Origin of the sequence: Streptomyces sp. x-80 (genome assembly GCF_046549095.1) — a bacterium.
In the GTDB taxonomy this organism is placed as follows: Bacteria; Actinomycetota; Actinomycetes; order Streptomycetales; family Streptomycetaceae; genus Streptomyces; species Streptomyces celluloflavus.
Window position 1 is genome coordinate 141048 of sequence record NZ_JAJPWM010000012.1, and the last position, 24759, is coordinate 165806.

Annotated in this window: 21 protein-coding genes and 1 pseudogene; 10 read left to right on the forward strand and 12 right to left on the reverse strand. The window is 71.2% G+C overall.

What is annotated here, in order from left to right; genetic code table 11:
* Positions 1-35 precede the first annotated feature (35 nt).
* A complete protein-coding gene (locus ACLJWH_RS24560; RefSeq protein WP_411143894.1) occupies positions 36-1214 on the forward strand; it encodes a L,D-transpeptidase family protein in 1179 nt (392 codons plus the stop codon).
* 366 nt (positions 1215-1580) lie between these two features.
* On the opposite strand, the gene ACLJWH_RS24565 is transcribed toward ACLJWH_RS24560, so the two are convergent.
* Positions 1581-2255 (reverse strand): formylglycine-generating enzyme family protein, encoded by a 675-nt coding sequence (locus tag ACLJWH_RS24565; RefSeq protein ID WP_411143895.1) that lies wholly within the window; start codon positions 2253-2255, stop codon positions 1581-1583.
* Positions 2256-2700: 445 nt separating this feature from the next.
* Here ACLJWH_RS24565 and ACLJWH_RS24570 point away from each other — a divergent pair, with 445 nt between their 5' ends.
* Positions 2701-3306: a GNAT family N-acetyltransferase gene (locus ACLJWH_RS24570; protein ID WP_411143896.1), complete on the forward strand. Its 606-nt coding sequence runs from the start codon at positions 2701-2703 to the stop codon at positions 3304-3306.
* 798 nt (positions 3307-4104) lie between these two features.
* Complete coding sequence (locus ACLJWH_RS24575; RefSeq protein ID WP_411143897.1) at positions 4105-4764, forward strand: pentapeptide repeat-containing protein; 660 nt, start codon at positions 4105-4107, stop codon at positions 4762-4764.
* A gap of 686 nt (positions 4765-5450) precedes the next feature.
* Here the strand turns inward: ACLJWH_RS24575 and ACLJWH_RS24580 are convergent.
* Positions 5451-7508 (reverse strand): phosphocholine-specific phospholipase C, encoded by a 2058-nt coding sequence (locus tag ACLJWH_RS24580; protein ID WP_411143898.1) that lies wholly within the window; start codon positions 7506-7508, stop codon positions 5451-5453.
* Between the two features lie 516 nt (positions 7509-8024).
* On the reverse strand, positions 8025-8537 hold the full coding sequence (locus ACLJWH_RS24585; protein ID WP_411143899.1) for an ATP-binding protein: 513 nt from the start codon (positions 8535-8537) through the stop codon (positions 8025-8027).
* Between the two features lie 766 nt (positions 8538-9303).
* On the opposite strand from ACLJWH_RS24585, the gene ACLJWH_RS24590 reads away from it, so the two are divergent.
* Positions 9304-10041, forward strand: coding sequence for a helix-turn-helix domain-containing protein (locus ACLJWH_RS24590; RefSeq protein WP_411143900.1), 738 nt, complete (start codon positions 9304-9306; stop codon positions 10039-10041).
* Between the two features lie 69 nt (positions 10042-10110).
* Positions 10111-11544, forward strand: a complete 1434-nt coding sequence (locus ACLJWH_RS24595; protein WP_411143901.1) for a CoA transferase — start codon at positions 10111-10113, stop codon at positions 11542-11544.
* Positions 11545-11878: 334 nt separating this feature from the next.
* Here the strand turns inward: ACLJWH_RS24595 and ACLJWH_RS24600 are convergent.
* A pseudogene (locus ACLJWH_RS24600) lies at positions 11879-12093 on the reverse strand (IS5/IS1182 family transposase); the annotation flags it as partial.
* Positions 12094-12521: 428 nt separating this feature from the next.
* Between ACLJWH_RS24600 and ACLJWH_RS24605 the strand changes: the two are divergent.
* Positions 12522-12662 (forward strand): hypothetical protein, encoded by a 141-nt coding sequence (locus ACLJWH_RS24605; RefSeq protein WP_411143902.1) that lies wholly within the window; start codon positions 12522-12524, stop codon positions 12660-12662.
* A 117-nt stretch (positions 12663-12779) separates the two neighbouring features.
* Here ACLJWH_RS24605 and ACLJWH_RS24610 read toward each other — a convergent pair whose 3' ends face one another.
* Complete coding sequence (locus tag ACLJWH_RS24610; protein ID WP_411143903.1) at positions 12780-13823, reverse strand: hypothetical protein; 1044 nt, start codon at positions 13821-13823, stop codon at positions 12780-12782.
* Between the two features lie 504 nt (positions 13824-14327).
* Between ACLJWH_RS24610 and ACLJWH_RS24615 the strand changes: the two genes are divergently transcribed.
* Positions 14328-14519, forward strand: a complete 192-nt coding sequence (locus ACLJWH_RS24615) for a hypothetical protein (RefSeq protein WP_411143904.1) — start codon at positions 14328-14330, stop codon at positions 14517-14519.
* A 924-nt stretch (positions 14520-15443) separates the two neighbouring features.
* On the opposite strand, the gene ACLJWH_RS24620 is transcribed toward ACLJWH_RS24615, so the two are convergent.
* Complete coding sequence (locus ACLJWH_RS24620; protein WP_411144015.1) at positions 15444-15809, reverse strand: transposase; 366 nt, start codon at positions 15807-15809, stop codon at positions 15444-15446.
* Here ACLJWH_RS24620 and ACLJWH_RS24625 point away from each other — a divergent pair.
* Positions 15718-15921: a hypothetical protein gene (locus ACLJWH_RS24625; RefSeq protein ID WP_411144026.1), complete on the forward strand. Its 204-nt coding sequence runs from the start codon at positions 15718-15720 to the stop codon at positions 15919-15921. The two genes, ACLJWH_RS24620 and ACLJWH_RS24625, sit on opposite strands and share 92 nt — an antisense overlap.
* Before the next feature lie 19 nt (positions 15922-15940).
* Here the strand turns inward: ACLJWH_RS24625 and ACLJWH_RS24630 are convergent, their stop codons facing one another.
* The 6 genes from ACLJWH_RS24630 to ACLJWH_RS24655 form a co-directional block, all read right to left on the reverse strand.
* Positions 15941-18112, reverse strand: a complete 2172-nt coding sequence (locus ACLJWH_RS24630) for a xanthine dehydrogenase family protein molybdopterin-binding subunit (RefSeq protein WP_411143905.1) — start codon at positions 18110-18112, stop codon at positions 15941-15943.
* A 79-nt stretch (positions 18113-18191) separates the two neighbouring features.
* Positions 18192-19178 (reverse strand): FAD binding domain-containing protein, encoded by a 987-nt coding sequence (locus ACLJWH_RS24635; protein WP_411143906.1) that lies wholly within the window; start codon positions 19176-19178, stop codon positions 18192-18194.
* The gene (locus ACLJWH_RS24640; protein ID WP_411143907.1) at positions 19175-19789 is read right to left on the reverse strand and encodes a 2Fe-2S iron-sulfur cluster-binding protein; all 615 of its coding nucleotides are present in this window, start codon (positions 19787-19789) and stop codon (positions 19175-19177) included. The genes ACLJWH_RS24635 and ACLJWH_RS24640 overlap by 4 nt, the downstream gene beginning before the upstream one ends.
* A 363-nt stretch (positions 19790-20152) precedes the next feature.
* Positions 20153-20539: a hypothetical protein gene (locus ACLJWH_RS24645; RefSeq protein ID WP_411143908.1), complete on the reverse strand. Its 387-nt coding sequence runs from the start codon at positions 20537-20539 to the stop codon at positions 20153-20155.
* Positions 20540-20728: 189 nt separating this feature from the next.
* Entirely contained in the window at positions 20729-21388 is a 660-nt protein-coding gene (locus ACLJWH_RS24650) for an isochorismatase family protein (RefSeq protein WP_411143909.1), read from the reverse strand.
* 361 nt (positions 21389-21749) lie between these two features.
* On the reverse strand, positions 21750-22289 hold the full coding sequence (locus tag ACLJWH_RS24655) for a MarR family winged helix-turn-helix transcriptional regulator (protein WP_411143910.1): 540 nt from the start codon (positions 22287-22289) through the stop codon (positions 21750-21752).
* A gap of 203 nt (positions 22290-22492) precedes the next feature.
* On the opposite strand from ACLJWH_RS24655, the gene ACLJWH_RS24660 reads away from it, so the two are divergent.
* A complete protein-coding gene (locus ACLJWH_RS24660; RefSeq protein WP_411143911.1) occupies positions 22493-22744 on the forward strand; it encodes a hypothetical protein in 252 nt (83 codons plus the stop codon).
* 728 nt (positions 22745-23472) lie between these two features.
* On the forward strand, positions 23473-24492 hold the full coding sequence (locus ACLJWH_RS24665) for a PP2C family protein-serine/threonine phosphatase (protein ID WP_411144016.1): 1020 nt from the start codon (positions 23473-23475) through the stop codon (positions 24490-24492).
* Positions 24493-24759: the final 267 nt, after the last annotated feature.

Here is a 24759-nt window from a genome sequence, read left to right on the forward strand (position 1 = left end):
GCCGCTGACAGTTGTTCTGCTTTGGAGGGATCCTCGTGCACGCCGGACCACGCCGTCACCCCGCCCGGTTGATACCTGCCCTGATAGCGACGGCCACCGTGCTGACCGCCTGCGGTGGCGGAGGCGGCTCGACGCAGGCGGCCGACAAGCCGGAGACCAAGGTGACCGTCGCCCCGGCCGGGGGCGGCGCGGCGGCGAAGCTCGGTTCCGACATATCCGTGCGGGCCGACGGCGGGAAGCTCACCTCGGTCGAGGTCAAGGACGACAAGGGCGCCAAGGTCGACGGCCGGCTGGCCGGTGACGGCGCGTCATGGAAGTCGGACGGCAAGGTCAAGCCGAAGACCACGTACACCGTGCAGGCGAAGGCCAAGTCGACGGGCGGCAAGGAATCCGCCGCCACCTCGACCTTCACCACGGAAGAGGCCGACAAGGTCAACAAGCTCACCAACCAGCCGGGGAACGGCGACACGGTCGGTACGGGCATGCCGGTCTCGATCCTCTTCGACAACCCCGTGGCCAAGGATCAGCGCGCCGAGATCGAGAAGGCCCTCAAGGTCACCACCCAGCCGAAGGTCGAGGGCGCCTGGGGCTGGGTCAAGGACTGGTCCGGCAAGGACCGGATCGACTGGCGTCCCAAGACCTACTGGCCGTCGGGCACGAAGGTCTCCGTCAAGGGCGGGCTCGCCGGCATCAACTCGGGCAAGGGCGGCTGGTTCGCCCGCGACTACGACTTCGGCTTCACCATCGGCGCGGACCACAAGGCCGTCATAGACGTACCGGCGCACACCCTGACGATGTACGAGAACGGCAAGGTCGTCGGCACCATCACCGGCTCCGCGGGCTCGCCCGCCGACCCCACCCGCGGCGGCATCCACACCGTACGCAGCAAGAACGCCGCGGAGACGATGAAGTCCGAGACCATCGGGTTCGGCAACCAGTGGTCGCTGGACTCGAAGTGGGTCACCCACCTCACCGCCTCGGGCACCTTCCTGCACTCCGCCCCGTGGAACAAGTCCCTCGGTGTGGCGAACAACAGCCACGGCTGCTTCGGCATGACCACCAGCGACGCCAAGAAGATCTACGACTTCCTGCCGATCGGCTCCACCGTCGAGGTCAAGGGCACCACCAGCACGAAGAAGACCGACGTCGGCAACGGCCTGGAGGTCTGGCAGGAGAACTGGCAGCAGTGGCAGCAGCGCAGCGCGCTGAAGTAGTACGGCGGCGCGGCGCGGCACAGCCCGGCTGACGCAACGCGGCACGGAACCCCACGGCGGGACGGTGCGCCACCGGATGATTCCTGTGGCGCACCTGGCGTATCCGGGGCAGATGGCTCACCGTGGCCCGGCCGGCGTATCTGGCGCACTTGGGGGCCCGGCCACGGCGCACGCCCCGTGCACGTAGGGGCCTGCGCCCCGGTCCGGACCAGCTCAGCCCCGCCGCCGGTGCACGGGCCGGCGATCGAAGCGGTCACCACCCGCCGAAGTGATCACCATCCACTGAAGCGGTCACCACCTACCGAAGTGATCACCGCCCATCGAGCAGTCATCACCCGCTGAAATCGTCATCGCCGCAAACGCGGGTCAGCGCGGGACGGAACGCGCGAGGCGGAACCCTACGTCGTCGATCCGGAAGTCCGGGTGGCCACGGCGCCGTACCGAGGCACGGCAGCTCCAGTGCTCGTCGAACCAGCCACCGCCCCGCAGCACCCGATAGGTGCCGTAGACCTCGGCATCGTAGACATCCCAGCACCACTCCCACACATTGCCCAACATGTCGCCCAGGCCCCATGCGTTGGGCTGCTTGCCGCCCACGTCGTGCATCCGCTCGCGCGAGTTGCCGCGATACCAGGCGATCTCGTCGAGCCGCCCGTACCGCGCCCCGGCCGTACCGGCACGGCAGGCGTGCTCCCACTCGGCCTCGGTCGGGAGCCGGTACCCGTCGGCGGAGGCGTCCCACTCGACCTCCCCGGCGTCGGCCCGGCGGCGATAGGCGGGCGTCAGCCCCGCGCACCGGGACAGGGCGTTGCAGAATCGGACCGCGTCCCACCAGGACACGCCCTCGACAGGCAGTTGGTCACCCCGCGCGCTGCTCGGCCACTCACCGGTGACCTGGGCGAAGTGCGCCTGGGTGACCGGGAACACCGCCAGCCGGTACGGCGCGAGATCGACCGGCCAGCTCCGCCGCGTCCGCCGGTCCGACAGTGTCACCCGCCCCGGCGGGACGGCGATCATCCCGTCTCCTGTGTGCACGTCCATGGGCAGCAGAGCGTACTGGCGACGCGACCAGGAGATACCGGGAGAAAACCGCCATGGGGTGATCTTGCGGCTGATCGCCCTGCCCGGACTTCATCCGTTCTTCACACCCGGGCGGGACGAGGTGTCGTCCCCCTGCCCGCTGCGGCCCGTCCCGCCGGACGTCACCGCAGGACATCACCATCGAGCCCGACCTCGATCCGCGGGCCGCCCATCGGTTCACCCTCGCCCGGCGGAAGACCGCCGAGACCGTCACGGCCTCTGGCCACCCGCGCAAGTGCGGCCCGGTGCCCACGGCACTCGCTTCCCCACGCGTCCCGAGCACCGCCCCGGCCGCGTTTCCGCACCCGAGCCCGGCGCCACCAGCGCCACCAGCACCATGCGTGCCATGCGTGCCATGCGTGCCATGCGTGCCATGCGTGCCATCAGCATCCGGCATCATGCTCCGATGACCTCCCCGATACCTCCCGTGGTGCCCGCCGGCCGGATGAGCCGCGACGCACAGCCGGTGTTCCCGGCGGCCGGCGGCCGGCAACTGCGTCCGTGGCGGGCGGCGGACGCCGAGGCGCTCGCCGAATCAACGCGCGATCCGGCCATCCAGCAGTGGAACCGTCCCGGGCAGCTGACGCCTGACGACGCGCGAGCGCGGATCGCGCACTGGCGGGAACGCTGGGCGAGCGAGCAGGCGGCGCTCTGGGCCCTCGCCGGACCCGGCGAGGGCCCGGCCGTGGGCCTGATCGGGGTGGCCGACTTCGATCTCGCGGGCGGCAGCGCCGAGTTGCTCTACTGGCTGCTGCCAGCCGCCCGCGGCACCGGCGCCATGGCCGACGCCGTGCTCCGCGTCAGCCGCTGGGCCCTGGACGATCTGGGCCTGCACCGGCTGCGCCTGACCCACTCCGTGGCGAACCCCGCGTCCTGCCGGGTGGCGGCGAAGGCCGGGTTCACGCTGGAAGGCACCATGCGCAGCGCCCTGCTGCACGCGGACGGCTGGCACGACGAGCATCTGCACGCCCGCATCCGGGGCGACGCCTGGCCCGCGACCACGACGGGGTGAGCGGGGCCGACGCCCGGCCGTGCCCGGTACCGGCCACGACGAAGGGCCAGGTCCTGCCGTTCGGATCACCGGGCGGACCAGAGGAAGGTGCCCACTTCAAGGGACTGGCTCTGTGCACGAGGAATCTCGTGAACAAGGCCAAGGGATCCTGGCGGACGTAAGCAGCCGGGGCCGTCTGCTGTGGGGCTGCTGTACTTCACCGCTGCACTCCACTGCTGTACTTCGCTGCTGTACTTCACTGCTGACTTCACTGCTCTACGGCGACGGTTCCCGGCACTCGCGGTCACGGCGGGAGGCAGCTCCGGCAAAAGCATGACACCGCCTCGCACGGGATTCAGTAGGGCGCGAGCCCAGCACGAGGTTCGTCCAGAACGGACGTCAGCCAATTCGCAGAATCGGGCGATGAGCACGCCGAGCGCAAAATGAATTTCACGGAACTCGTCGCCCGGGACGAGTGATGCTCATCCGCCTCCCGGAGGAAGGCCGAACGACCGCCTGGAGCAGGGGCAATTGGCCGCCGTGTGGTGTTCCGTGGACGCGCACGGCCGTTCCTGCCATCAGGCGCAGGCACACGGAGATCATGAGCTATGCGGCATTTATCACCTTTCATCCTCCCGTCTTCCGTGTGATGCCGCCTCTTCGGGCGGCGGATTCCCGGATCTGGGCAATTGAGCAAAGCGCTGCGAGCCGCGATAGACATAAGGCTCTCTCCTCGCCCGGAGCCATAGCGATGGCGCCTGCGCGAGCCGCTGCCTGCCCTGAGCCGCTGACCCGATCGCTGTCTCCTGGAGAAACCTGATGCGAGCCCGTGTTCCCCGTGAACTCGCCAAGCTTCCGTACGCGCACCGCCTTACGCCGTTCACCGGGGGAATGGAAAGGGAGGGCACCTATGAGTGGCTCCACTTCGACGGCTGCGTTTTCGAGGACGCGGAGGGCGGAAGCTCTGGCTTCACCGAGTCCGCGTTCTCCGCGGTGACGTTCACTCGTGGCCGCTACCGGCGCTCCCAGTTCGACGATGTCTGGCTGCACACCGTGCGCATGGTGGGGACCGACCTCGCGGAGACCACCTGGATGGACAGCGAGTGTGACGAGGTGGTCCTCGCCGGTACAGAACTCTCCGGCTCCCACATGAACCGCGTGACCTTCTACAACTGCAAGTTCGACTCGGTCAACGCCCGCCTGGCCAAGCTGCGGAATGTCTCGTTCGTGGACTGTCTCCTGCGCGATGTCGACTTCGGCGGAGCCGTGCTCGCCAACGTCACCTTCCCCGGCTCGACCCTGGACCGAGCGCACTTCGACAACGCCAAGATGACCAAGGTCGACCTGCGAGGGACGGCGGGGCTGAGTATCGCTTCCGGACTCGAAGCCTTGAGTGGCGCAACGATCAGTACCTATCAGCTCCTGGACATGGCGCCGGCACTGGCCCAAGTCCTGGGCCTCACGGTGAAGGACGCGTAGGCGCGGTCGCGTCGCTCACCTCCCGGCGGCCCCTTCACCGGTCACCCCGCCTCGGTGTCCGGTGCGGGAGCAACGCCTCGGTCCGCGCCCATTGCGCGTCGGTCAACGGCACACTCGGGCCAAGGACCGGCTGATCCAGACGAAACTGGTTAGGCTCGGGCGGGACGGCCTGGCCGGCATACAGGTCTGTTCTTCCCGCAACGGACAAGGTGATCGTGCAGTACGAGGCAATTTCCCAGGGGCGCGAGGTTCCCGCGCCCAGGACGCGCGGAGCGCGCTCGGGCAGCGGCACGGTTCAGGGGTGGCCCCGATGAGTGCGCCCGCGGATGCGACGTGCCGGTGGTGCTCCGGTTCCGGGGTCGTGCAGTGCCCGGCGGCGTACGTTCCGGGCCCCGCACCGTTCTCGGGTGCGGCGGAGACCGTCTTCCGGGCCGGGGCGTGCAAGCACTGCCGGGGAAGCGGTGTGTACGACGCGGCGCAGGACCCCACGCTGGAGCACCTGCGGCGCGGCGCGTCGTAACAGCCCCTCGGCGGGCCGGGCCCCCGGCCGGTGCGGTCAGCCCCTCGGCGGGCCGGGTCCCCCGGTCAGTGCGGTCAGCCCCTCGGCGGGCCAGGTCCCCCGGCCGGTGCGGTCGGCGGCGGGAACGGGGCACCGCGAGCGCGGCGGACCCCGTTCCCGGGCCGCGTCAGCCGGTGATGATCGCCGGATCGCTCACGCCCGGCCGACCGTTCTCGACGTGTCCGGCGAACCGCCGCAGGAAGGCGGGGTCCCTGTCGGACACCACGGTCAGGTCGTACCAGCGCTTGCCCGCGCGCAGGTCCACCGGCTTCCGTATGGTGGCGCCCGCGCGCACCGTGTAGGTGTGGCTCTTGCCCCCGTAGGCGTCGGTGACGGTGAGGCGGCAGGCGGTGCTGCCCCGGTTCGTCAGGGTGAGTTCGACCCGGCCGTCGGTGGCGTCGTGGCGGGCGGTCACCTCGGGGCCCGCGGTGGCGCCGGGGCCCCGGAACGTACGCAGGAAGCCGTTCGGACCATGGACCGTCAGGTCGTAAACGCCCTGGGAGTAGGCCGTGTTCCAGGTGTCGGAGAGCTGCTTACCGGCCTCCGTGGTGTACGTCCACGGGCCGTCGGTGCGGTTCGCGGAGGTGACGGTGAAGCACACCCCGGCCCGGTCACCGCCGCTGAAGGTGAGGGTGAAGCGGCCGGTGGCGGGCGTCGCGGACCCGTCGGCCCACGGTGCGTACGGCAGCGGACGGGTGGGCCGCGAACCGGCTTCCTGCCGCGGCAGCACGGGTTGGGCGGGCGGCTTGGGCAGGTAGCTGTCGTGCCGCTTGCGGTCCGGCGGCCGGAAACCGTCGGTGTCGGGGAGCGCGGCGGGCCCGGTGTTCCTGAGGCCGAAGTCGAAGGCCGAGGTGAGGTCGCCGCAGATGGCGCGCCGCCAGGGCGAGATGTTCGGTTCGTGCACGCCGAAGCGGCGTTCCAGGAAGCGGAGGATGGAGGTGTGGTCGAAGACCTCCGAGCAGACGTAACCGCCGGTGCTCCAGGGGGACACGACGAGCATGGGGACGCGCTGGCCGAGGCCGTAGGGCCCGGCGGCGTAGCGACTGTCGCCGGGGAAGTGGTCGAGTGCCGTGTCGACGGTGGAGGCGCCCCGGTCTGCGGAGGCCGGCGGGAAGGGCGGGGTGAGGTGGTCGAAGTAGCCGTCGTTCTCGTCGTAGGTGAGGAAGAGGGCGGTGCGGCTCCACACCTCGGGGTTGGCGGTGAGCGCGTCCAGCACCTGGGATATGTACCAGGCTCCGTAGTTCGCGGGCCAGTTGGGGTGTTCGGAGAACGCCTCGGGCGCGGCGATCCAGGAGACCTGCGGGAGCCTGCCCGCCTTCACATCGGCCTTGAGGTGATCGAAGTAGCCGTCGCCCTGCTTGACGTTGGTGCCGGTGCGGGCCTTGTCGTAGAGGGGGTCGCCGGGTTTGGCGTTGCGGTAGTTGTTGAAGTAGAGCAGCGAGTTGTCGCCGTAGTTGCCGCGGTACGCGTCGTCGATCCAGCCCCAGTGTCCGGCCGCGTCCAGGCCGTCGCCGGTGTCCTGGTAGATCTTCCAGGACACGCCGGCCTGCTCCAGCCGCTCGGGGTACGTCCTCCAGCCGTAGCCGGCCTCGTCGTTGCCGAGGACGGGTCCGTCGCCCTTGCCGTCGTTGCCCGTGTGGCCGGACCACAGGTAGTAGCGGTTGGGGTCGGTGGCCCCGATGAGAGAGCAGTGGTAGGCGTCGCAGACGGTGAACGCGTCGGCGAGCGCGTAGTGGAACGGGATGTCCTCGCGGGTCAGGTAGGCCATCGTCCGGGCGGACTTGGCGGGGATCCAGCGGTCGTACTTGCCGTCGTGCCACGCCTGGTGGCCGCCTGCCCAGTCGTGGTTGAGGCCCTCGATGAACTGCATACCGAGGTTCTCGGCGTCCGGGTGGTAGGGCAGCACGTCCTTGGTGCCGTCCGACTGGTGCCAGACCGACTTGCCGCTGTCCAGCGTCACCGGGCGCGGGTCGCCGAATCCGCGTACGCCCTTCAGCGCGCCGAAGTAGTGGTCGAAGGAACGGTTCTCCTGCATCAGCACGACGACATGCTCGACGTCCTTGATGGAGCCGGAGCGACGGGCGGCGGGGATGGCCGCGGCGCGGGCGATGCTGTTCGACAGGGCCGAGAAGCCCGCGGTCGCGCCGGCGATCTGGAGGAAGCGCCGCCTATTGAGTTCAGGCATGAGTCTGAGGACCTCGTGGGTGTGGGGGAGTTCGCGGACGGGGAGGTGCGGACGGCTGGACGGGGGTGCTGAACGGACGTGCCTGCTGCCTGCTGCCTGCTGCGTGCTGCGTGCTGCGTGCTGCGTGCTGCGTGCTGCGTGCTGCGTGCTGCGTGCTGCGTGCTGCGTGCTGCGTGCTGCGTGCTGCGTGGATGTAGCGGTCCCCGCCGGTGAAACCCGGGGCCGGCGGAGTGTTCCGAAGAATGTTCCAAGAGGAACGAGCGTCAGGGAAGGGGTGGTGTCGTCAGCGTGACGGAATGCGGTACGCGCGACGAACAGCCCCGGCCGGGGCGGGCGGACCCGTCGGACCGGCCGTCATCGGCGCGGCATACAGCCCGGCATACGGCCCGGCGTACGGCCCGGCGTACGGCCCGGCCGGTCCCGTACCCCGCTGCGGCCCCGTCCCCCACCAGCTCCGCCCCTCCCCGTCCCACTCCCTCCCGCCCCGGCCCTCCCGCTCCGGCCCTCTCCCCCGCGTCAGGCGAGTGTCGTGGCGGCCCGCCCCTCCCCGCCTCCGGCCGACTCCCCCGGTCCGGGAACCGGCCGCGCCTCCGTGCCCGGCACACTGCGCAGCGGCGGACGCGTCACCACGGGCATTCCACCGGCCGCCGCCACCCGCCGGGTGAACCAGATGACCTTGCCGTCCGCGGTGCCGCAGGTCCCCCAGCTGTCGCTGAGCGCCGCCACGACCGACAGTCCCCCACTGCCGGCGGCCGCGCCCAGCAGCCGCGGCAGGCGCGGTCCGTCGTCGGCGACGGAGGCCGTCAGGTGCCGGCCGGTCCAGCGGAGTTCGACCACGCACCGGGCGTCCGGGCCGATATGGCGGTGCACGTTGGTCAGGAGTTCGACCACCCCCCTGCACACGGGCGGGATGTGCCGTTCGAGCCGCCAGTGCCGCAGATGCGCGGCCACTATGCGCCGGATCCGCGGTACGCGCTCCGCCGAGGCGTGCAGTTCGACCGTGTAGCGCCGGTCGCCGGGGAAGGTCATGGTCGTCGCTCCTCACCACGAGGCTCACGTGCGTCACCTCGTGGGACCAACGAACCCCGAACACGAAGAGTGAGTGACGTTCACCTGTCAGTCACACTCATCGTGACCCGGCGGTTCGGGGTCCGCAACAGATCCTGCCGCGCACGCGGGAGCTCGCCGGCGCCGGCGGTTCCGCGATACGTGAGCGGTCACGACGGGCGGACGGGGGTCCTAGGACGTGTTTGAGATGTTGATCAAGGTCGCGTTTCGGTCTTGGAATGGCACGTGGAGATCTGCCGGGCGACCAGTGGCCGTGGCTGGAGCCGGGACGACCAGTGGTTGTGGCTGGAGCCGCTGTCCCCGACCGGGCCGCGGACGCCCACGCGTCTGCCCCGACCGCGGCTAGCGGACCGCGCGTATTCCCCCCGCCCGATCCGCGAGTACCTGCACCGTCAGCAGATCGCTCACACCATCCCGGAGAAGCGCGACCAGGCCGGACACCGTCTACAGCACGGCAGCGCGCGCGGACGGCACACACGGCTGCAGATCCGGGGATACGGCAGGGCGAACCAGCGGCAGACGGCGCTCACGGTTCCGTTGATTATCTAGTGGTGTTGGCTGAACTTGCTGGTGAGGATTCCATGTGCCGGTAAGGCACGTAAGGCAAGTTCAGTCGACTTGCCGGTCGCCGCAGTGGGCCTTGCTCGTCGGGTTGGTGCGGGAGAGGACCGGCGGGCCGTGTCGGTGCGTGCGGCTGGTGGTACACAAGAAGGTCAGGGTGGGCGGGATGGGCGAGCACGGCCGACGGCAGCGGCACCGTACGGTGGACCGGGTCGCGTGGATCCTGGAGTCCGCCGCGCGGGCGCCGGGCGGGGTGACCGTGGCCGAGTTGGCGCGGACGGTCGGGGCGCCGGCGAGTTCGGTGCAGGATCTGGTCAACGGCCTTGTCGCGACCGGTTTTCTGCTGGAACAGCGCCGGCGCTTCAGGCTCGGGCCCGCCCCGCACGTCCTCAACCTCATTGCCGGCAGGGCCATCCCGCGGATCAGTCAGGCCGAGCTCGGCGAACTGAGCCGCGTCGCGGGTACCCCGGTGCTGCTCACGGTGCGGGTCGGGCTCGACGCCGTGTACCTCGCGCGCGGCGGCGAGGACCAGATTCCCCGCCTCGTGCCGCTCGCTGACCAGCACGTGGCCCGGCCGCTGCTGCGCACTGCCGCGGGCCGTCTGCTGCTGGCCTTCACCGACGAGGCGGAGCGCCGTGGGCTGCTCGACGAGCTCGCCCGCCATGACCCCGAGGCGGTCGCCGAGTTCCGCTGCGCTCTCGCGGCGATCCGCGCGTCGCGGATCAGCCGCAGCGATGGTCTGGCCGATCCCGAGGTCAGCGCGCTCGCGATCCCCGTCACCGACGGCCCCGTCGTCACGGGGGCCCTCGCTCTGATACACCGGCGCCGCGGCCGCTCGGAGCGGCTGTGCCTGGACCGGGCGGCGGCCCGGCTCCTCGCGCACATCCAGGAGAGGCAGACGTGACGTTCGCATCGGTTCACGGATATCCGTGAATCCGGGCGTTCGTGCAGTGCTGGGAACGAGTATCCCGGCATGACTTCGAACACGCTCACCGCGACATCGACGCCCACCGGCGAGATCGTCTCCCGACTGCTGCACACCCTCGGCGACCCCGATCCGGCCCGGGGAGCCGAGGACATCACCGTCGTCGGGGCCGATCCCCTGGTGCCCTCGGTGCACCGCCTCGCCGATGCCATGTCCGCCGCGATCGCCGTCTTCGGGCGGCAGACGGCGGCGCTCGGCGAAGAGCGCGGTCACCGGCACCAGAGGGTGGAGGTGCAGGCCGAGGCCGCGATCGACCAGCTCATGGCGACGTATCACACGACGCTGTCGGGGCGCCCGATCGGCACTCTCCTCGACGATCCGGCGCTGCTCGGCAACAACGACTTCTACCGGGCACGCGACGGCCGGTGGATCTTCATCATCACCGCCTACCCGCATCTGCGGGACGCGGTCGGCTCCGTGCTGAGGTGCGGGCTCGACAAGGTGGGGATCGCGCAGGCCGCGGCCGACTGGGACGCCTTCACGCTGGAGGAGGCCATCTGCGCGCGGGGCGGTGTCGCCTGCGTGGTGCGCAGCCGGGACGAGTGGCTCGCGCACCCCGCAGGGCGGTATGTCGCGCAGCGCCCGGTCGTCGAGATCGAACGCGTCGGTGACGGACCGGTCCGGCCTCTGGAGCCGATCGGTGAGGCCGATGAGGCGCTCGCGGGCGTACGGGTGCTCGATCTCACCCATGTCATCGCAGGTCCCGTCGCGACGCGGCTCCTTGCCCAGTTCGGCGCCGACGTGCTGCACCTGTCGCGTCCCGACCGCCCTGACCCGATCCCGATGATCGCGATGACCGGTGGCGGCAAGCGCAACGCCTACTGCGACCTGCGCGACGATCACGACCGCGCGGCCTTCCACGATGTACTCCAGGACGCGGACGTCTTCGTGCACGCCTACCGGGGACTCACCCGGCACGGGGCGTCGACCGAGGAACTCGTCCGGCGCCGCCCCGGACTCATCACCCTCGAATACCATGCCTGGGGCGCCGAAGGCCCCTGGGGCGAACGCGGTGGGTTCGACCAACTCGCCTGCTCGGCAACCGGATTCGCCGTCGAGGAGTGGACCGACCGGCCCTCGCTGCCGCCGACGTACCTGCTCAATGACTACCTCGCCGCCTACCTCGGGGCCGCCGCCGTGGCAACGGTCCTGCGCCGGCGTGCGACGGAGGGCGGCTCATGGCGGATCCGCGTGACCTTGGCCGGGGTGTGTCACTGGGTGCAGGAACTCGGACTGCTGGCACGGGAGGACGTACTCGACCTGCCCCGGCCCGGTCGCGCGCCGCTCGCCGCGCTGTCGACCACAGGGACCGATTTCGGCCCGCTCACCGAACCGGCGACACCATTCGCGTACAGCGGGCGCACGGTTCCCCAGCCCGGCCGGCGTTCCCCGCTCGGGTCTGCTGCGCTCCAGTGGCGTTAAGCGGTTACGGCGAAGTCAGGTGCTGGTCCTTTCCGGTCCCCAAGTCCTCGGCGAGGCCGCACGAAGAGGGAACAGCGGCGCTTCTCCGCGTCCGCTTGGAGGACGATCCCGCTCAGGATGAGGTGTGCTCCTCAGAGCGGTTCGAGGCCGTGGGTGGTGCGGCGAGCCTGCGGTATCCAACGAACGCGAGCATCAGAACGATCGCGCCGGCTACACCGGCGAGGGCAGTGAGGCATCGAGTCCACCATGTAGCGACGTTGTTCGGAGCGAGGGCCCAGAGCACGGCCACGGGGCTGCCGACGAGCAACGGGAGGCGCCTGGGATCCCACCGCTCGGTGGGTCCGAGAAGAGGTGAGTCGTGCCGGTTGGCACTGTCGGAGACGATCCCGAGCGGGACACCGCAGGCGTCGGAGGCGACCGAGCGTTTCAGTCCCTGCTTGCCCCGGCCGACCGGGGAGCGCCCGCCTTGTCACCGCCGGACGGGACCTTGGTGATACAGCCGTCCACCGAGATCTCGCCCGGTCCGAGGTCGATCACCCAGTCGTATGCCCTCCGAGACCGGCCCTCGGCTCCCGGTGCCGACATGAACACGGCCCGTCTTTCGCAGGGGTTCGAACTGGTCACTCCCCTGACCGGCGGACCGGTGTCCGGGCACGGTCCTGGTCAGCTGACGAACTGGACCGATGCCACGTGGTGCCTGGTGTCGAAGTCGGCTCTGCTACGAGCCGGCTGGCGCCCGGGGCGCCGGAGGGGGTGGACGAGTCGACGCTGACGGCCAACGGGTTGTGGGAGGGACCACCTGCGAGCCCAGCTTCCCAGGCGTGACACGAGGGCGCGCAACTCAGCTGCCGCAGCCCGGAGCCGGTAGCTCCCAACTGATCCCTGGCACGCTGGGCCGGAGCTTCAGAATCCCTCCGCCGGGCGGTGTACCGATGCAACCGGTGAAGGCGCACGGGATTCGGCTTCAGGAGGAACCGATGACGTCACGGGTGCTACTCGCCATTGGCGCGGCCGTGCTCTGCACATCAGCAGCAATCACCGCTCAGGAGGCTCCGCACGCCGCACCCCGCAGTGTCGACGTCGCCTACGGGCTCGCCGACCCGGCGCCACAGCCTTGACATGCGGTGTTGCTGATGCCCCGGCGGGACTCGGACGTATCGGCGCGACTGCCATGAGGTGGTGAACATGGCGGCATGCATCTGCCCGGTACGTCCGCGAGACGGTCAGGGCCGGGCTTATGCCTCACTGCCGGTGAAGCTGTCCTTCAATGCGCGGCCGGCCGCCTCCGCCTCCTGCCGCGAAGAGGACCGGACTACGACGAGTACGTCGTCGCCGTTTGCGGAGATCTTCTCCACGCGGAACGCCGAATCGCGGGGGTAGAGGATCTCGGCCTGCCCGGAGGGCGGCGTTCCGAAGGCCCGTTTGAGTTTGGCGCCCATCCCCTCGCCGGGGGCGGCCAGGTTGTGCATCGCCTCCTCCGTCGCGTTGGTGTAAGGGGATCCGCCCGCGATGTTCGCCCCACCGGACCCGATGATGGTGAACTTCACGTACCGGGTTCCCGGCTTCGCGTTATTGACCCCTTCCACCAGCAGGCGGCGGTTCTCGGAGGCGGAGACGAAGGCCAGGTCGGTGATGTAGTCGCCTACGGTGATGGTCGTGCCGTACGGGACTTCGGGGTCGCCTCTTTCGGGCTTGTAGGTCGTGAGGCGGTAGGTGATCCGATTCTTTTCCGTGAGGGCTCTGTCCGCATCGTTGTAGTGGGTGAACACTGAGTCGACCTTGTCCACCTGGGCGTTCGCACCCGGCGTATTCGCCCCGCTTCGCGCGTGCGTGTTGATCGCCGCGGAGTCCTGGGTGTAGCTCTCGATCGCTTTCTTGAGAGAAGTGCGCTGCGGCCCGTCGAACTTGCCGAGGATCTCGGCGAATTCGCGTTCCGTCGAAGCCGTGATCTCTCGCGCGCGCTCCTTCGTCTGGCCCTTCGCCATCTTCGCGGCGAGCGCGTCGAAGTCAGCAGCGGTGGGCTCGACGCCTGCCTCCAGGTTGTCGAGGATCCTGCGCTCGGTGGAACGGGGACCGGTCGTCTTCGCGCGGGCGATGACGGTAGAGGCAGCGGCGTTGCCGGCCGCCCGCTGCAAGGACGCGACCATCCCCGGGGACAGGACCGTCGCCCCGCCCACAGCCATACGGCCCGCCGGCACCGAGCCACGCACCACCGTTCGCTGCCGTGCCTCTTCCTCCGCCGGAATGGCCCTCTCCGGCTGTTTCCTCTGCGCGCGCATGAGTCCCTTCTCCTGTCGTACGACGCCCGGCCTCAGGAGTACGGCATCGGAGGGCGCGAGAAAAGGGCCGGAAGGACAGGAGGAGGGGCACTTTTCGAGGTACGTCCAGCCGGACGAGGCGGGCGCAGCGGCTTCGGCGCGGTCCTGGCCGGGGACCAGCTCGCGACACCGGGCTGGCGGCAGGGCGGATACGACGAGCTGGCCCATACCGGCGGCTTGTCCGCTGGGCTCGTGGCCCTCGCCAAGGACCGGTGAGGGTCAGTGGCCTCACGCACCCAAACGACCGACCACGCCCCCGATGACGCTCACGTTCCCCCTGGCCGCTTGAACCCCGTCCGCACAAAACAGAATCGAGACACATGTGACTGATACCTGGCAGACGATTGCCCGCCTTGCCGGCCGCCTGAGGACTACTCCACGCTCCCTCGCGAGCAGCGCCTCCTTCTGCAACTGCTGAAGATCCAGGAGGAGGCCGGCGAGGTCGCCGAGGCGGTGATCGGGGCCATGGGGCAGAACCCTCGCAAGGGTCACTCGCACACCTGGAAGGACGTCGAGGCCGAGGTCTGCGATGCCATCGTCACCGGTATGGGCGCGTTGACCCGCATGAACCCCGAGGCCGCGACCGTCTTCGAGCGTCACATGGAGGGCATCGTCGCGCGGGACCCGGACCAAGCCGAGGGTGCCGCTGTCCAGTGAACCGGCTCGCACCATTAGGCAAGAGCGATCACAGTTGGGGGCGGATGTAACAGATCACCGCCCCACGACGTTCCGAGCTGTGAGATGGGGTTGGCCTTTGTGCCAACGCCACCAGCGACACAGCGGTGGAATGGGTGACAACTGCTACTGCTCCCCTCTCACTGGCAGTGGGACGGGCATTCTGGCAGGAATCCCTGTTCACGTAATGGCCCACCCCGGTGCCACAGGCCTCGGTGGCGATGGTCGGGTGGGCTCAGCTTGGGGGCGTCAGGGCATTCGCCTACGGCAGAAGAGGAAGATCCCCAAAGGACTGGAACCTCCGCCGGGAAGCATGTCAACGTACAACGTCCCGGAAATCACCTGCGCAGCGAAGGGACCACTCCGGTGCGGGCGGGGGCCGAATATTTCGGAACCCTGCACCCCACCTGACTCTGCCTCGCTGCCGAGGTCCTTTCCTAGGACGTGTTTGAGATGTGGTCACAGGATCTGCCGTATCAGGGTGAGTTGGACGGTGGCCTCGTAGTGGACGGCGAGTTTGTCGTCACGTGTCGCGACGCCATGAGCCTGTTTCGGCAGGCCGATCCGGCATTTGGCCTTGTGCCTGGGTTTGTAGAGTTCGCGGTCGAAGCCATGTGTGCCGTCCGCGCGCGCTGCCGTGCTGTAGACGGTGTCCGGCCTGGTCGTGCTTCTTCGGGATGGTGTGAGCGATCTGCTGACGGTGCAGGTACTCGCGGATCGGGTGGGGGGAGTACGCGCGGTCCGCTAGCCACGGTCGGGGCGGACGTGTGGGCGTCCGCGGCCCGGCCGGGGTGTGCGGATGCGTTCCATGGCCTCGGTGAACACCGGGTATCGTCGCGCTGCCGGCGGTGGCCACGGTCGCCGGGACGTGGGACGAGGCGTTCACGGGCAGGTGCGGTTTCGTGGTCAGGCCGGCGTGCGAGCGTGCGAGGCCGTGGTCGTCCGGCTCGGCTGCCGGCCCGTCCGGGACCGTCCAGCCCGAATCGCAAGCCCTTTTTTCGGGCCCCGGCGGCGTGCTGGGGCCCGGCAGACCGTGGAGTCGACGGACACCTCCCACTCGATGTGTCCAGCGGCATCTGCCGTGACCTGCAACTTCTTGAGGGCCAGAGTCCATGTTCCGTCGATCTGCCGGCGGCGGAACAGCGTGTACGTGCTCTCCCGCGGCCCGTACCGCTCGGGTATGTCCCGCCACGGCGAGCCGGTCCTCGCCCGCCACCGGATCCCGTCGAAGCACCGCCGCCGATCCCGCGGCGGCCTCCCCGTCTTCGGTATCGGTGGCAACAGCGGCTCCAGCCACGACCACTGGTCGTCCCGGCTCCAGCCACGGCCACTGGTCGTCCGGCAGATCTCCACGTGCCATTCCAAGACCGAAACACGACCTTGATCAACATCTCAAACACGTCCTAGGCCAAGCGGGCCAGATGGGGCAGGAGCTTGTCCGGGGTGAGGGGGAGGTCGCGCAGGCGTACGCCGGTGGCGTGCCGTACGGCGTTGGCGATGGCCGCCGCGGTGCCGACGATGCCGATCTCGCCGATGCCCTTGGTGCCCATGGGGTTGAGGTGCGGATCGTCCTCGTCGAGCCAGTACGCCTCGATGGCGGGGACGTCGGCGCAGGCCGGTACGTGGTAGCCGGCCAGGTCGTTCTGGGTGAAGTCGCCGAAGGCGGGGTCCAGGGTGCTGCCCTCCATCAGCGCCATGCCCAGCCCCATGGTCATCCCGCCGATGAACTGGGAGCGCGCGGTGCGGGAGTTGAGGATGTGGCCGGCCGCGAACACGCCCAGCAGCCGGTGCACCCGGACCGTGCCGGTGACGGTGTCGACCCGGACCTCGGCGAACTGGGCGCCGAAGGCGTGCCGGGCGTAGGGGGACGGCTCGGCGTTCTCCTGCCGGGTGTCCGCGGTCTCCGTCACGCCGTCGGCCGGGAGCGGGCCGTCGTGGTCGCGCAGCCGCCCGGCGAGTGCCGTACACGCCTTGTGGACGGCCCAGCCCCAGGAGCCGGTGCCCGCGGAGCCGCCCGCCACGGGAGCGTCCGGCAGGTCGCTGCTGCCGATCGCGACGCGGACCCGGCTCTCGGGCACGCCGAGCGCGGCGGCGGCGATCTGGGCGAGGACGGTGCGGGCCCCGGTGCCGATGTCGGTGGCGTTCACCCGCACGCGGTAGCCGCCGTCGGCGTCGGCGTGTGCCTCGGCGTCGGAGCCGCCGAGGTAGACGGGGTAGGTGGCCGCGGCGACACCGGTCCCCACCAGCAGGTCACCCGCGCGGCGGACGGCCGGGCGCCGGTCGCGGGGCAGCCAGCCGAAGCGGCGGGCGCCGTCCTGGAGGCAGTCGACGAGGTGCCGGCTGCTGAAGGGCCGGCCGCTGTCCGGCTCGGTGCCGGGTTCGTTGCGTACCCGCAGGTCGATGGGGTCGATGTCCAGGAGGACGGCGAGTTCGTCGACGGCGGACTCCAGGGCGTACATCCCGGGGGCCTCCCCCGGTGCGCGCATCCACGACGGGCTCGGCACGTCCAGGGCGACGACGCGGTGCCCGGTACGGCGGTGCGGCGCCGCGTACATCATGCGGGCGGGGACGGCGGCCTGCTCGACGAACTCCTTGACGGTGGAGGTGTGGGTGGCGACCTCGTGCGCCAGGGCGGTGAGGACACCGTCGTGGGTCGCGCCCAGCCGTACCCGCTGAAGGGTGGGCGCGCGGTGGCCGACGACCGCCGCGAGCTGGCGGCGCGGCAGGGCCAGCTTGACGGGGCGCCCGGTGTACCGCGCGGCCATCGCGGCCAGTACGACCTGGGGGCGGGGCGTCCCCTTGGAGCCGAAGCCGCCGCCGACATGCTCGGAGACGACGGTGACCTCGTCCTTCCCGAGCCCGAACAGGGCGGCGAGTTCGTCGCGTACCGCGGTCGCGCCCTGGCTGGAGTCGTGGACGGTCAGGTGGCCGTCCTTCCAACGGGCGGTGGCGGCGTGCGGTTCCATCGGGTGGTTGTGCAGCGGGGACACGGCGTACGTCGCGTCGAGGGTGGCGGGCGCGGCGGCGAACGCCCCGTCGAAGTCGCCGCGTTCGCTGGTGGCGGGGTAGCCGCCGTTGACGGTCTCCGGGGTGTAGAGGTCCGGATGCCCCGCGGTGAGCCGTACGTCGTGCGTCTCGGTCTCGTACGTGACGCGGACGGCCGCGGCGACGGCGCGGGCGGCTTCGAGGGTGTCGGCGACGGCGAGCGCCACGTACCAGCCGTGGTGCGGGACGCGGTCGTTCTGGAGGAGTTCCAGTATCGGATCGTCGGGTGGCGCCAGGCAGGGCGCGTTCTCGTGGGTCAGCACCGTGCACGCGCCGGGCAGGGCGAGCGCCGCCAGGGTGTCGAAGGCGAGGACCCGGCCCCGGCAGATGGTGGCGGGCACCGGCCAGGCGTAGGCGCAGCCCGGCGGGGTGTGTTCGGCCGCGTAGCGGGCGGTGCCGGTGACCTTCTCCCGGCCTTCCCGGCGGGCGAGCGGGGCACCCGGCGGGGCCGCCGGGGAGGCCGGGGCGCTCCGGGTGCCCGGGGTGGCCGTCGGGCCCGGGTTCGCCGACGGGAATGGATCTTGACTCATGGCGGGCGTCCTTGGGTCGTCCTGGGGGTGGTGGCGACGGGGACGTACGGAGGGGGCGTACGTACCGTGCCGCGTCGGGTCAGGTGCGGGCGGCGAGGTCGGTCAGCGCGTCGATGGCGAGGTTGCGGGCGAGGGTGACCTTGAAACCGTTCTCGCGCAGTGGCCGGGCGGCGGCCAGCTCGGCGTCGGCGGCGCGGGCGAAGGTGTCCGCGGTGGCGGGGGCGCCGCGCAGCACCTCTTCCGCGGCGCGGGCCCGCCACGGCCGGTGCGCGAGCCCGCCGAACGCCAGCGCCGCGCGCCGGACCGCGCCGCCCCGCACCTCCAGTACGGCGCCGACGGAGACCAGGGCGAAGGCGGACGAGGCGCGGTCCCGGGCCTTGCGGTAGCGGGAGCGCGCACCGGGGTGGCCCGGTGGCAGCCGGACCGCGGTGATCAGTTCGCCCGGCCGGAGCACGGTGTCCTGTTCGGGGTGCTCACCGGGCAGCCGGTGGAACTCGGTCACCGGCACATCACGTTCCCCGTCGGGGCCGTGCAGGTGAACGGTGGCGTCGAGGACGGCGAGGGCGACGGCCAGGTCCGACGGCTGGGTGGCGACGCAGTGCGCGGAGTGGCCCAGTACGGCGAGATCGTGATGGGCGCCGTCGCGGGCGGGGCAACCGGTGCCCGGTACGCGTTTGTTGCACGGTTTGGAGATGTCCTGGAAGTAGGTGCAGCGGGTCCGCTGCACCAGGTTCCCGCCGGTGGTGGCGGTGTTCCGCAGCTGCCCGGAGGCACCGGCCAGCAATGCCTGCGAGAGGACGGGGTAGCGCTCGCGCACCACGACGGCCGCCGCCAGCTCGCTGTTGCGGACGGTCGCGCCGATCCGCAGCCCGCCGTCCGGCAGCTCCTCGATCCGGTCGAGCGGCAGCCCGCTCACGTCGATGAGCAGCCGCGGCTCCTCCACCCCGAGCTTCATCAGATCGACGAGATTGGTGCCGCCGCCGAGGAACCGGGCCCCGGGCTGCGCGGCACCGGCCCGGACGGCCTCCTCGACGCTCGCGGCCCGCAGATAGCCGAACGGTTTCACGACGCCACGTCCTGACCGGTCCGGGCGCCGCCGTCCCGGACGTCGCCGACCGCATCGACGATGCGGGGATAGGCGCCGCACCGGCAGAGGTTGCCGCTCATCCGCTCCCGGATCTCGTCCGCGGTGAGGCGCACCGGCGCGCCGGGGTCCGCGGTGTCCGGCGTGACGGACGACGGGAAGCCGTCCGCCGCCTCCGTCAGCAGTCCGACGGCCGAGCAGAGCTGCCCCGGGGTGCAGTAACCGCACTGGAAGGCGTCCCGGTCGAGGAAGGCTTCCTGCATCGGATGCAGCCGCTCGCCCTCGGCGAGGCCCTCGACGGTGGTGATCCGACGGCCGTCCTGCGCCACGGCCAGCAACAGGCAGCTGTTGGCCCGCCGGCCGTCGACGAGCACCGTGCAGGCGCCGCACTGGCCGTGGTCGCAGCCCTTCTTGGCGCCGGTGAGATCGAGGTGTTCACGCAGCGCGTCCAGGACCGTCGTCCGATGGTCCAGGGTCAGCGGGTACGGCACGCCGTTGACGTGCAGAACCATCTCGGAGCGCTCGGCGGTCGCCGCGGTCGCTGCGGCGGTGGCCGCTGCGACGGCGGCCGCCGGCTGGGGGGAGGACTCCACTCGCTCGCGCCTTTCGGTTCGGTGTGGGCCGGCTTTCGGTTCAGGCTGGGCCGGCTTTCGGTTCGGGCCGGGCCGGCTTTCGGTTCAGGCTGGGCCGGCTTTCGGTTCGAGCCGGGCCGGCTTTCGGTTCTGGCTGGGCCGGCTTTCGGTTCGAGCCGGGCCGGCTTTGGGTTCGGGCCGGGTCGGCTTTGGGTTCGATGTGGGGCGGCCGCGGTCGGTCGGTGGGGCGGTCCTGTCGGGTCCCTTCGCCCCGACGGCGTCCGGCCGGTCGCGCCGACCGGGGCGATCGGCGCGATAGGGGCGACCGGGGCGATCAGGGTGACCGGGACGATCGACCCGGCTGCCACCTGCCCCGGCTACCGGCTACCGGGTCTCCAGCAGCAGCTGGACCTCCTCCTCCTGGTCGCCGGCGGCCGTGCCGAGCACCCGCACCGCGAACGCCGTCCGGAGGCTCTCGCACAGCCGGTCCACGGCCCAGTAGCCGCCTTGGAGATTGACGGTCAGCGGTGCGGTCAGCGGTCGCGGCTCGGCCGCCGCCCGTACGTCGGTCACGTCGAAGGTCGAGGTCCACACGGTCGCCCGCGGTCCGACCATCTCCTCGGGCACGTCGTCCGCCGCCCGGTCGGAGACGAAGGAGGTGCGCAACGCGCTGAAGACGGCGTGCGCATCCGCCGTCGCGCAGCCGCTGACCTCCACGACGACCTCGGCCGACGCGTGCCGCTCATGTGCCGCCTCTTCCGCGCTGTTCACTGTGGGGCCTTCCTCTCGGAGCCCCACTGCGGGGCCTGCCACTCGGAGCCGGTCGGTTCCAGGCTCGCCCCGCGGCCCGTCGCGTGCGACCCGAGGCCCGGACGAGCGGGGCGAACGGGCGCACCGGAACGGCCCGGCACCGGGCGGCTGCGGCGGGTCAGCCGGGCATCGCGCACCGGGCGGCCCGGGTCAGGCAAATGGCGCAGGAGGGCTCCCGTCCGGCAGACCGGACCCGCGGGACGCGTGGGCGGCGGGTGGCGGCAGCGTCGGCGCGGACTGCTCGGGCGGGGCGCGGAAGGTGACATCGGCGGTCCGGGCCACGATCTCGATCTCGTCGCCGAGGGCCCATTCGGCGGCCCGCGACGACATGGCGGCCGGGACCACCTCGCTGATACCGGGCGCGGCCGGGATGTCGTAGGTGGCGTGCGCGTCGTGCGGCAGGACGACCCGGAAACCGCGTGCCAGAGCGGCGCGGGCGGTCGCGCTGACGCACATCTCGGAGAGCACACCGCAGACGGCGAGCGCCTCGACGCGGGCCCCGGTCAGCAGGTCGCCCAGCGGTGTGTCCACGAAGCCGTCGTCGTCCGTCTTGCGGACCACCTTCTCCCGGGTGCCGGGCGCGACGGGCAGCCGGAGTTCCCAGCCGGGCGTCCCCGGCTCGTCGACGGCTCCGGGCGCGCCGTCGTTCTGGAGGTGGACGACCAGGGCACCGGCGGCACGGGCCCGGTCGAGCAGATCGCGGCTCCGGTCGAGCACCCGCACCGCGTCGGGCACCGCCTCGTCACCGGAGACGAAGGCCACCTGGACATCGACGACGAGGAGAGCTTCGACGGGACGGACCGGATCCACCGGACCGATGGGATTCACTGAACCAGTCGGAGTCCCAGGGCTGATCGGATTCCCAGGGCTGATCGTTTTCTCGGGGCGGATCGATTTCTCGGTCATGCCCACCATTCTGCGTACGAGATCTTGCTACGAGACTTTTCCGTACGAGACCTTCCGTACGAGCGCCCGCTGATCACCGCCCGCGCCGGATTCCGGCCACGGGGGACGGGCCCGGGGGACGGGAGACGGGCCTGGGGGACGGGCCTGGAGGACGGGCCTGGGGGGCGGGCGCGAGGTGCGGGTCACCGGTACGAAGCGCAGCGGGACAGGAACCGTCACAGGGGACGATCCCGACTGCCGCCGCTGCGCCGCTACGGTGCGGTCTTCACGGTGCGGTCTTCTCGGGCGGCGGTGGCGGGCTCGGGCCGACGGTGGGTTCACCCGCGGCGTCGGTGAGCGCGCGGAGCGAGGCGACGAGTCCGGCGCGCTGTTCGACCGGCAGCCGGGCCACGACCTCGGCGATCTCGGCGTGCCGGTGGTCGAGCACCTTGTCGACGAGACGGCGGCCCTTCGCCGTCAGACGCAGGACGACCTCCCGGCGGTTGTCGGGGTTGGCCTGCCGGTCGACGCTGCCGGCCGCCTCCAGCCGGTCGACCATCCGCATCGCGGTGGACGGGTTGACGCCCAACGCCGTGGCCAGCGCGACGAGTTTGACCGGCCCCTGGCTCTCCAGCACGACGAGGGCCCGGAGTTGGGGCAGCGTGAGGGTGGGATCGCTGTCGGCGAGGGCGCGGGCGGATATGGCGACCAGCAGCCGGGAGGCGGTCAGCACCGCGGCGATGACCTCCTCTACGTCGTGGTCGAGATCCTCGCCGGGGACGACCGTCCCGGACGGCCGCGGACGGCGGTTCGCGTCGTGCCCCATGCCGCCCTTTATACCTGCCGGCCGTATTACGCCTGGTGGCGGGCCCGGCCGTACGGGATCACCGCTGCCGTCCGACGCCGCGCACCCCGTACTTCGCGCCCGCGCACCACCGGCCGTATCGATGGTGCGGTGGGATACTGGAAGTGCGGCACGGATCTGGTCCCGGCGCGGATACGTCGGGCCCTGGTGGAGAGCTGGTGACCATGAACAGGGACACCGAGACCGTTCACGAGGCGTATGCGTTCGTCTGCCTGCACTGCGGGCACGGGTGGGAAGAGGAGTACGAGATCCGCCACTCCACGGATCTGTCGGGGCACCGGAAGGCCGATTACTACGCCCACGGTGTCCGGGTCGCCTCCCCGCTGACCCGTGCCGATTGCCCCGCCTGCAACCGCGGCCCGATCCGCATTCTGCGCCCCGGCCGGGTAAATGTGGCCCACTCCCATCTCCCCTGACCCACCGGGTCTCCTCTGGCCCACCGGGTCTCGCCTGACCCACCGGGTCTCCTCTGACCCACCGGTCTTTCCCGGCCTACCGGCTCTCTTCTGCTCCGTCGGTTCTGCTCTGCTCCGTCGGTTCTGTTCTGCTCCGTCGGCCCTCTTGTGCTCCGTCGGTCCCCCGTCCTGCCACGCGGGCGGTGCCCCGTGTGCTCCGGCGCCGAGACGACCGTTCCGGCGCCGCGACGGCCGGCGGTCCGACGCATCCGGCACCGTCGGTGAGCCGTACGCAGGCGGACAACCGGTGACGTAGCCGGATACCGGACCGCGTTCCGGACGGCGTTCCGGACGGCGTTCCGGACGGCGCCTCGGCCGCCGTGTCATGGGTCCGCGGAGATCAGCGGCGAGAGCCGCGGCCTGCCGCACCCCGCTGCGATTCGGTAACAAGGGTGCAATCGAGGTAATTCGACCCGTCGGCTGTTGCCTATGCTCGGACCAAGGCCGACGGCGGGCGCGCACCGACAGCCGACGGCCCCGTTACCCGCCAGCCCGCCCGACCACCCCTCGGCCGACCGCCGCCCCGTCCGACCGCCGCCTCACCGGCCCCCGCTCCGTCTGTCCGCCCGCCCGCCCGCCCCCGAATTGCCCGATCACCCCTCGCGACACCGTCGGAGTACACCTTGGCCGTGGAGAACGGGGAGCGGCGTACCGGCTCCCGTGTGCTGTCCGCGTTTCCGTACACGGTCATGGCCGTGGTCAGCGCCGTGGACCTGACCGCCGGACCGGGTGTCGGCTTTCTGCCCCTGGTGTCCCTGGGGCCCGCGTTCGCCGGGCTGGTCGGCGGCTGGCGGCGTACGGCCATGATCGGGCTGGCCGCGTGCCTGCTCTGCGTCGGCCTGGGGGTGTACAACGACCTGTTCGAGAGCCGCCGCGGGCTGACCGCCCTGCTGTCGGTGGCCGGGGTCACCGTGGCCGGTGTGGCGGCCGCGGTGATGCGGCAGCGCCGCGAGGCGGAGCTGGCCAGCGTCCGGTCCATCGCCGAGGTCGCCCAGCGTGTGCTGCTGCGCCCGGTGCCACGCGGTATGGGCCCGCTGCGGATCGCGGTCTCGTACACCTCCGCGGTGGCCGAGGCCCGGATCGGCGGTGATCTGTACGAGGTGGTGACCTCGCCCAGCGGGGTACGGATCATCGTCGGGGACGTCCAGGGCAAGGGCCTGGAGGCGGTGGAGAGCGCGGCGGTGGTACTGGGTGCCTTCCGGGAGGCGGCGCACGACGAGCCGGATCTGTCGGCGGTCGGCGAGCGGGTGGAGCGGGCGCTGAGCCGGCATCTGTCCGGGGAGCGGTTCGTGACGGCCGTACTCGCCGAGATCGGGGACGGCCCGTTCGCGACGATGCTGAACTTCGGCCATCCGGCGCCCCTGATCGTCCGGCCCACCGGTGTGGTCGGCTTCGCGGCCCCGCCCGACCGTTCGCTGCCGCTCGGCCTCACCGTCCACGGCACCGAGCCGCCCCTCCCCTACAAGGTCCCGTTCGCCCACGGCGACCAGCTGCTCTTCTACACCGACGGCGTCACCGAGACGCGCGACGCGGCGGGCCGCTTCTATCCACTCGACGAGCGCGCGGGCCTGCTCAAGGACCCCGACCCGGAGTCCGCACTGCGCTCGGTGCGCGAAGACCTGGTCGAGCATGCCGACGGGCCGCTGCACGACGACGCGGCGATGCTGCTGGTCCGCTACCGGACGGTGTACGGGAGAGCGCGCCGCTGACCCCCTGGCCTGGCCTGGCTTCGGCCCCGGTGGGGCGGTGGGCGGCCGGTGGGGCGGCGAGTGGGTGGGTGGGGCAGTGGGTGGGGCAGTGGGTGGGTCGGCCGGTCAGTCGGTTGGTTGGTCGGTCGGTCGGTCGGTCGGTCGGTCGGCTCAGGGACCCACCGGGTGGCACCCCAAGGGGAACGGGGGTTTTCCCTATGGCCTCGCCGAAGCCGCTTGTCATAGCCTCGTCACCGCATCGCCGTCACCTCGTCACCGTCACCGCAT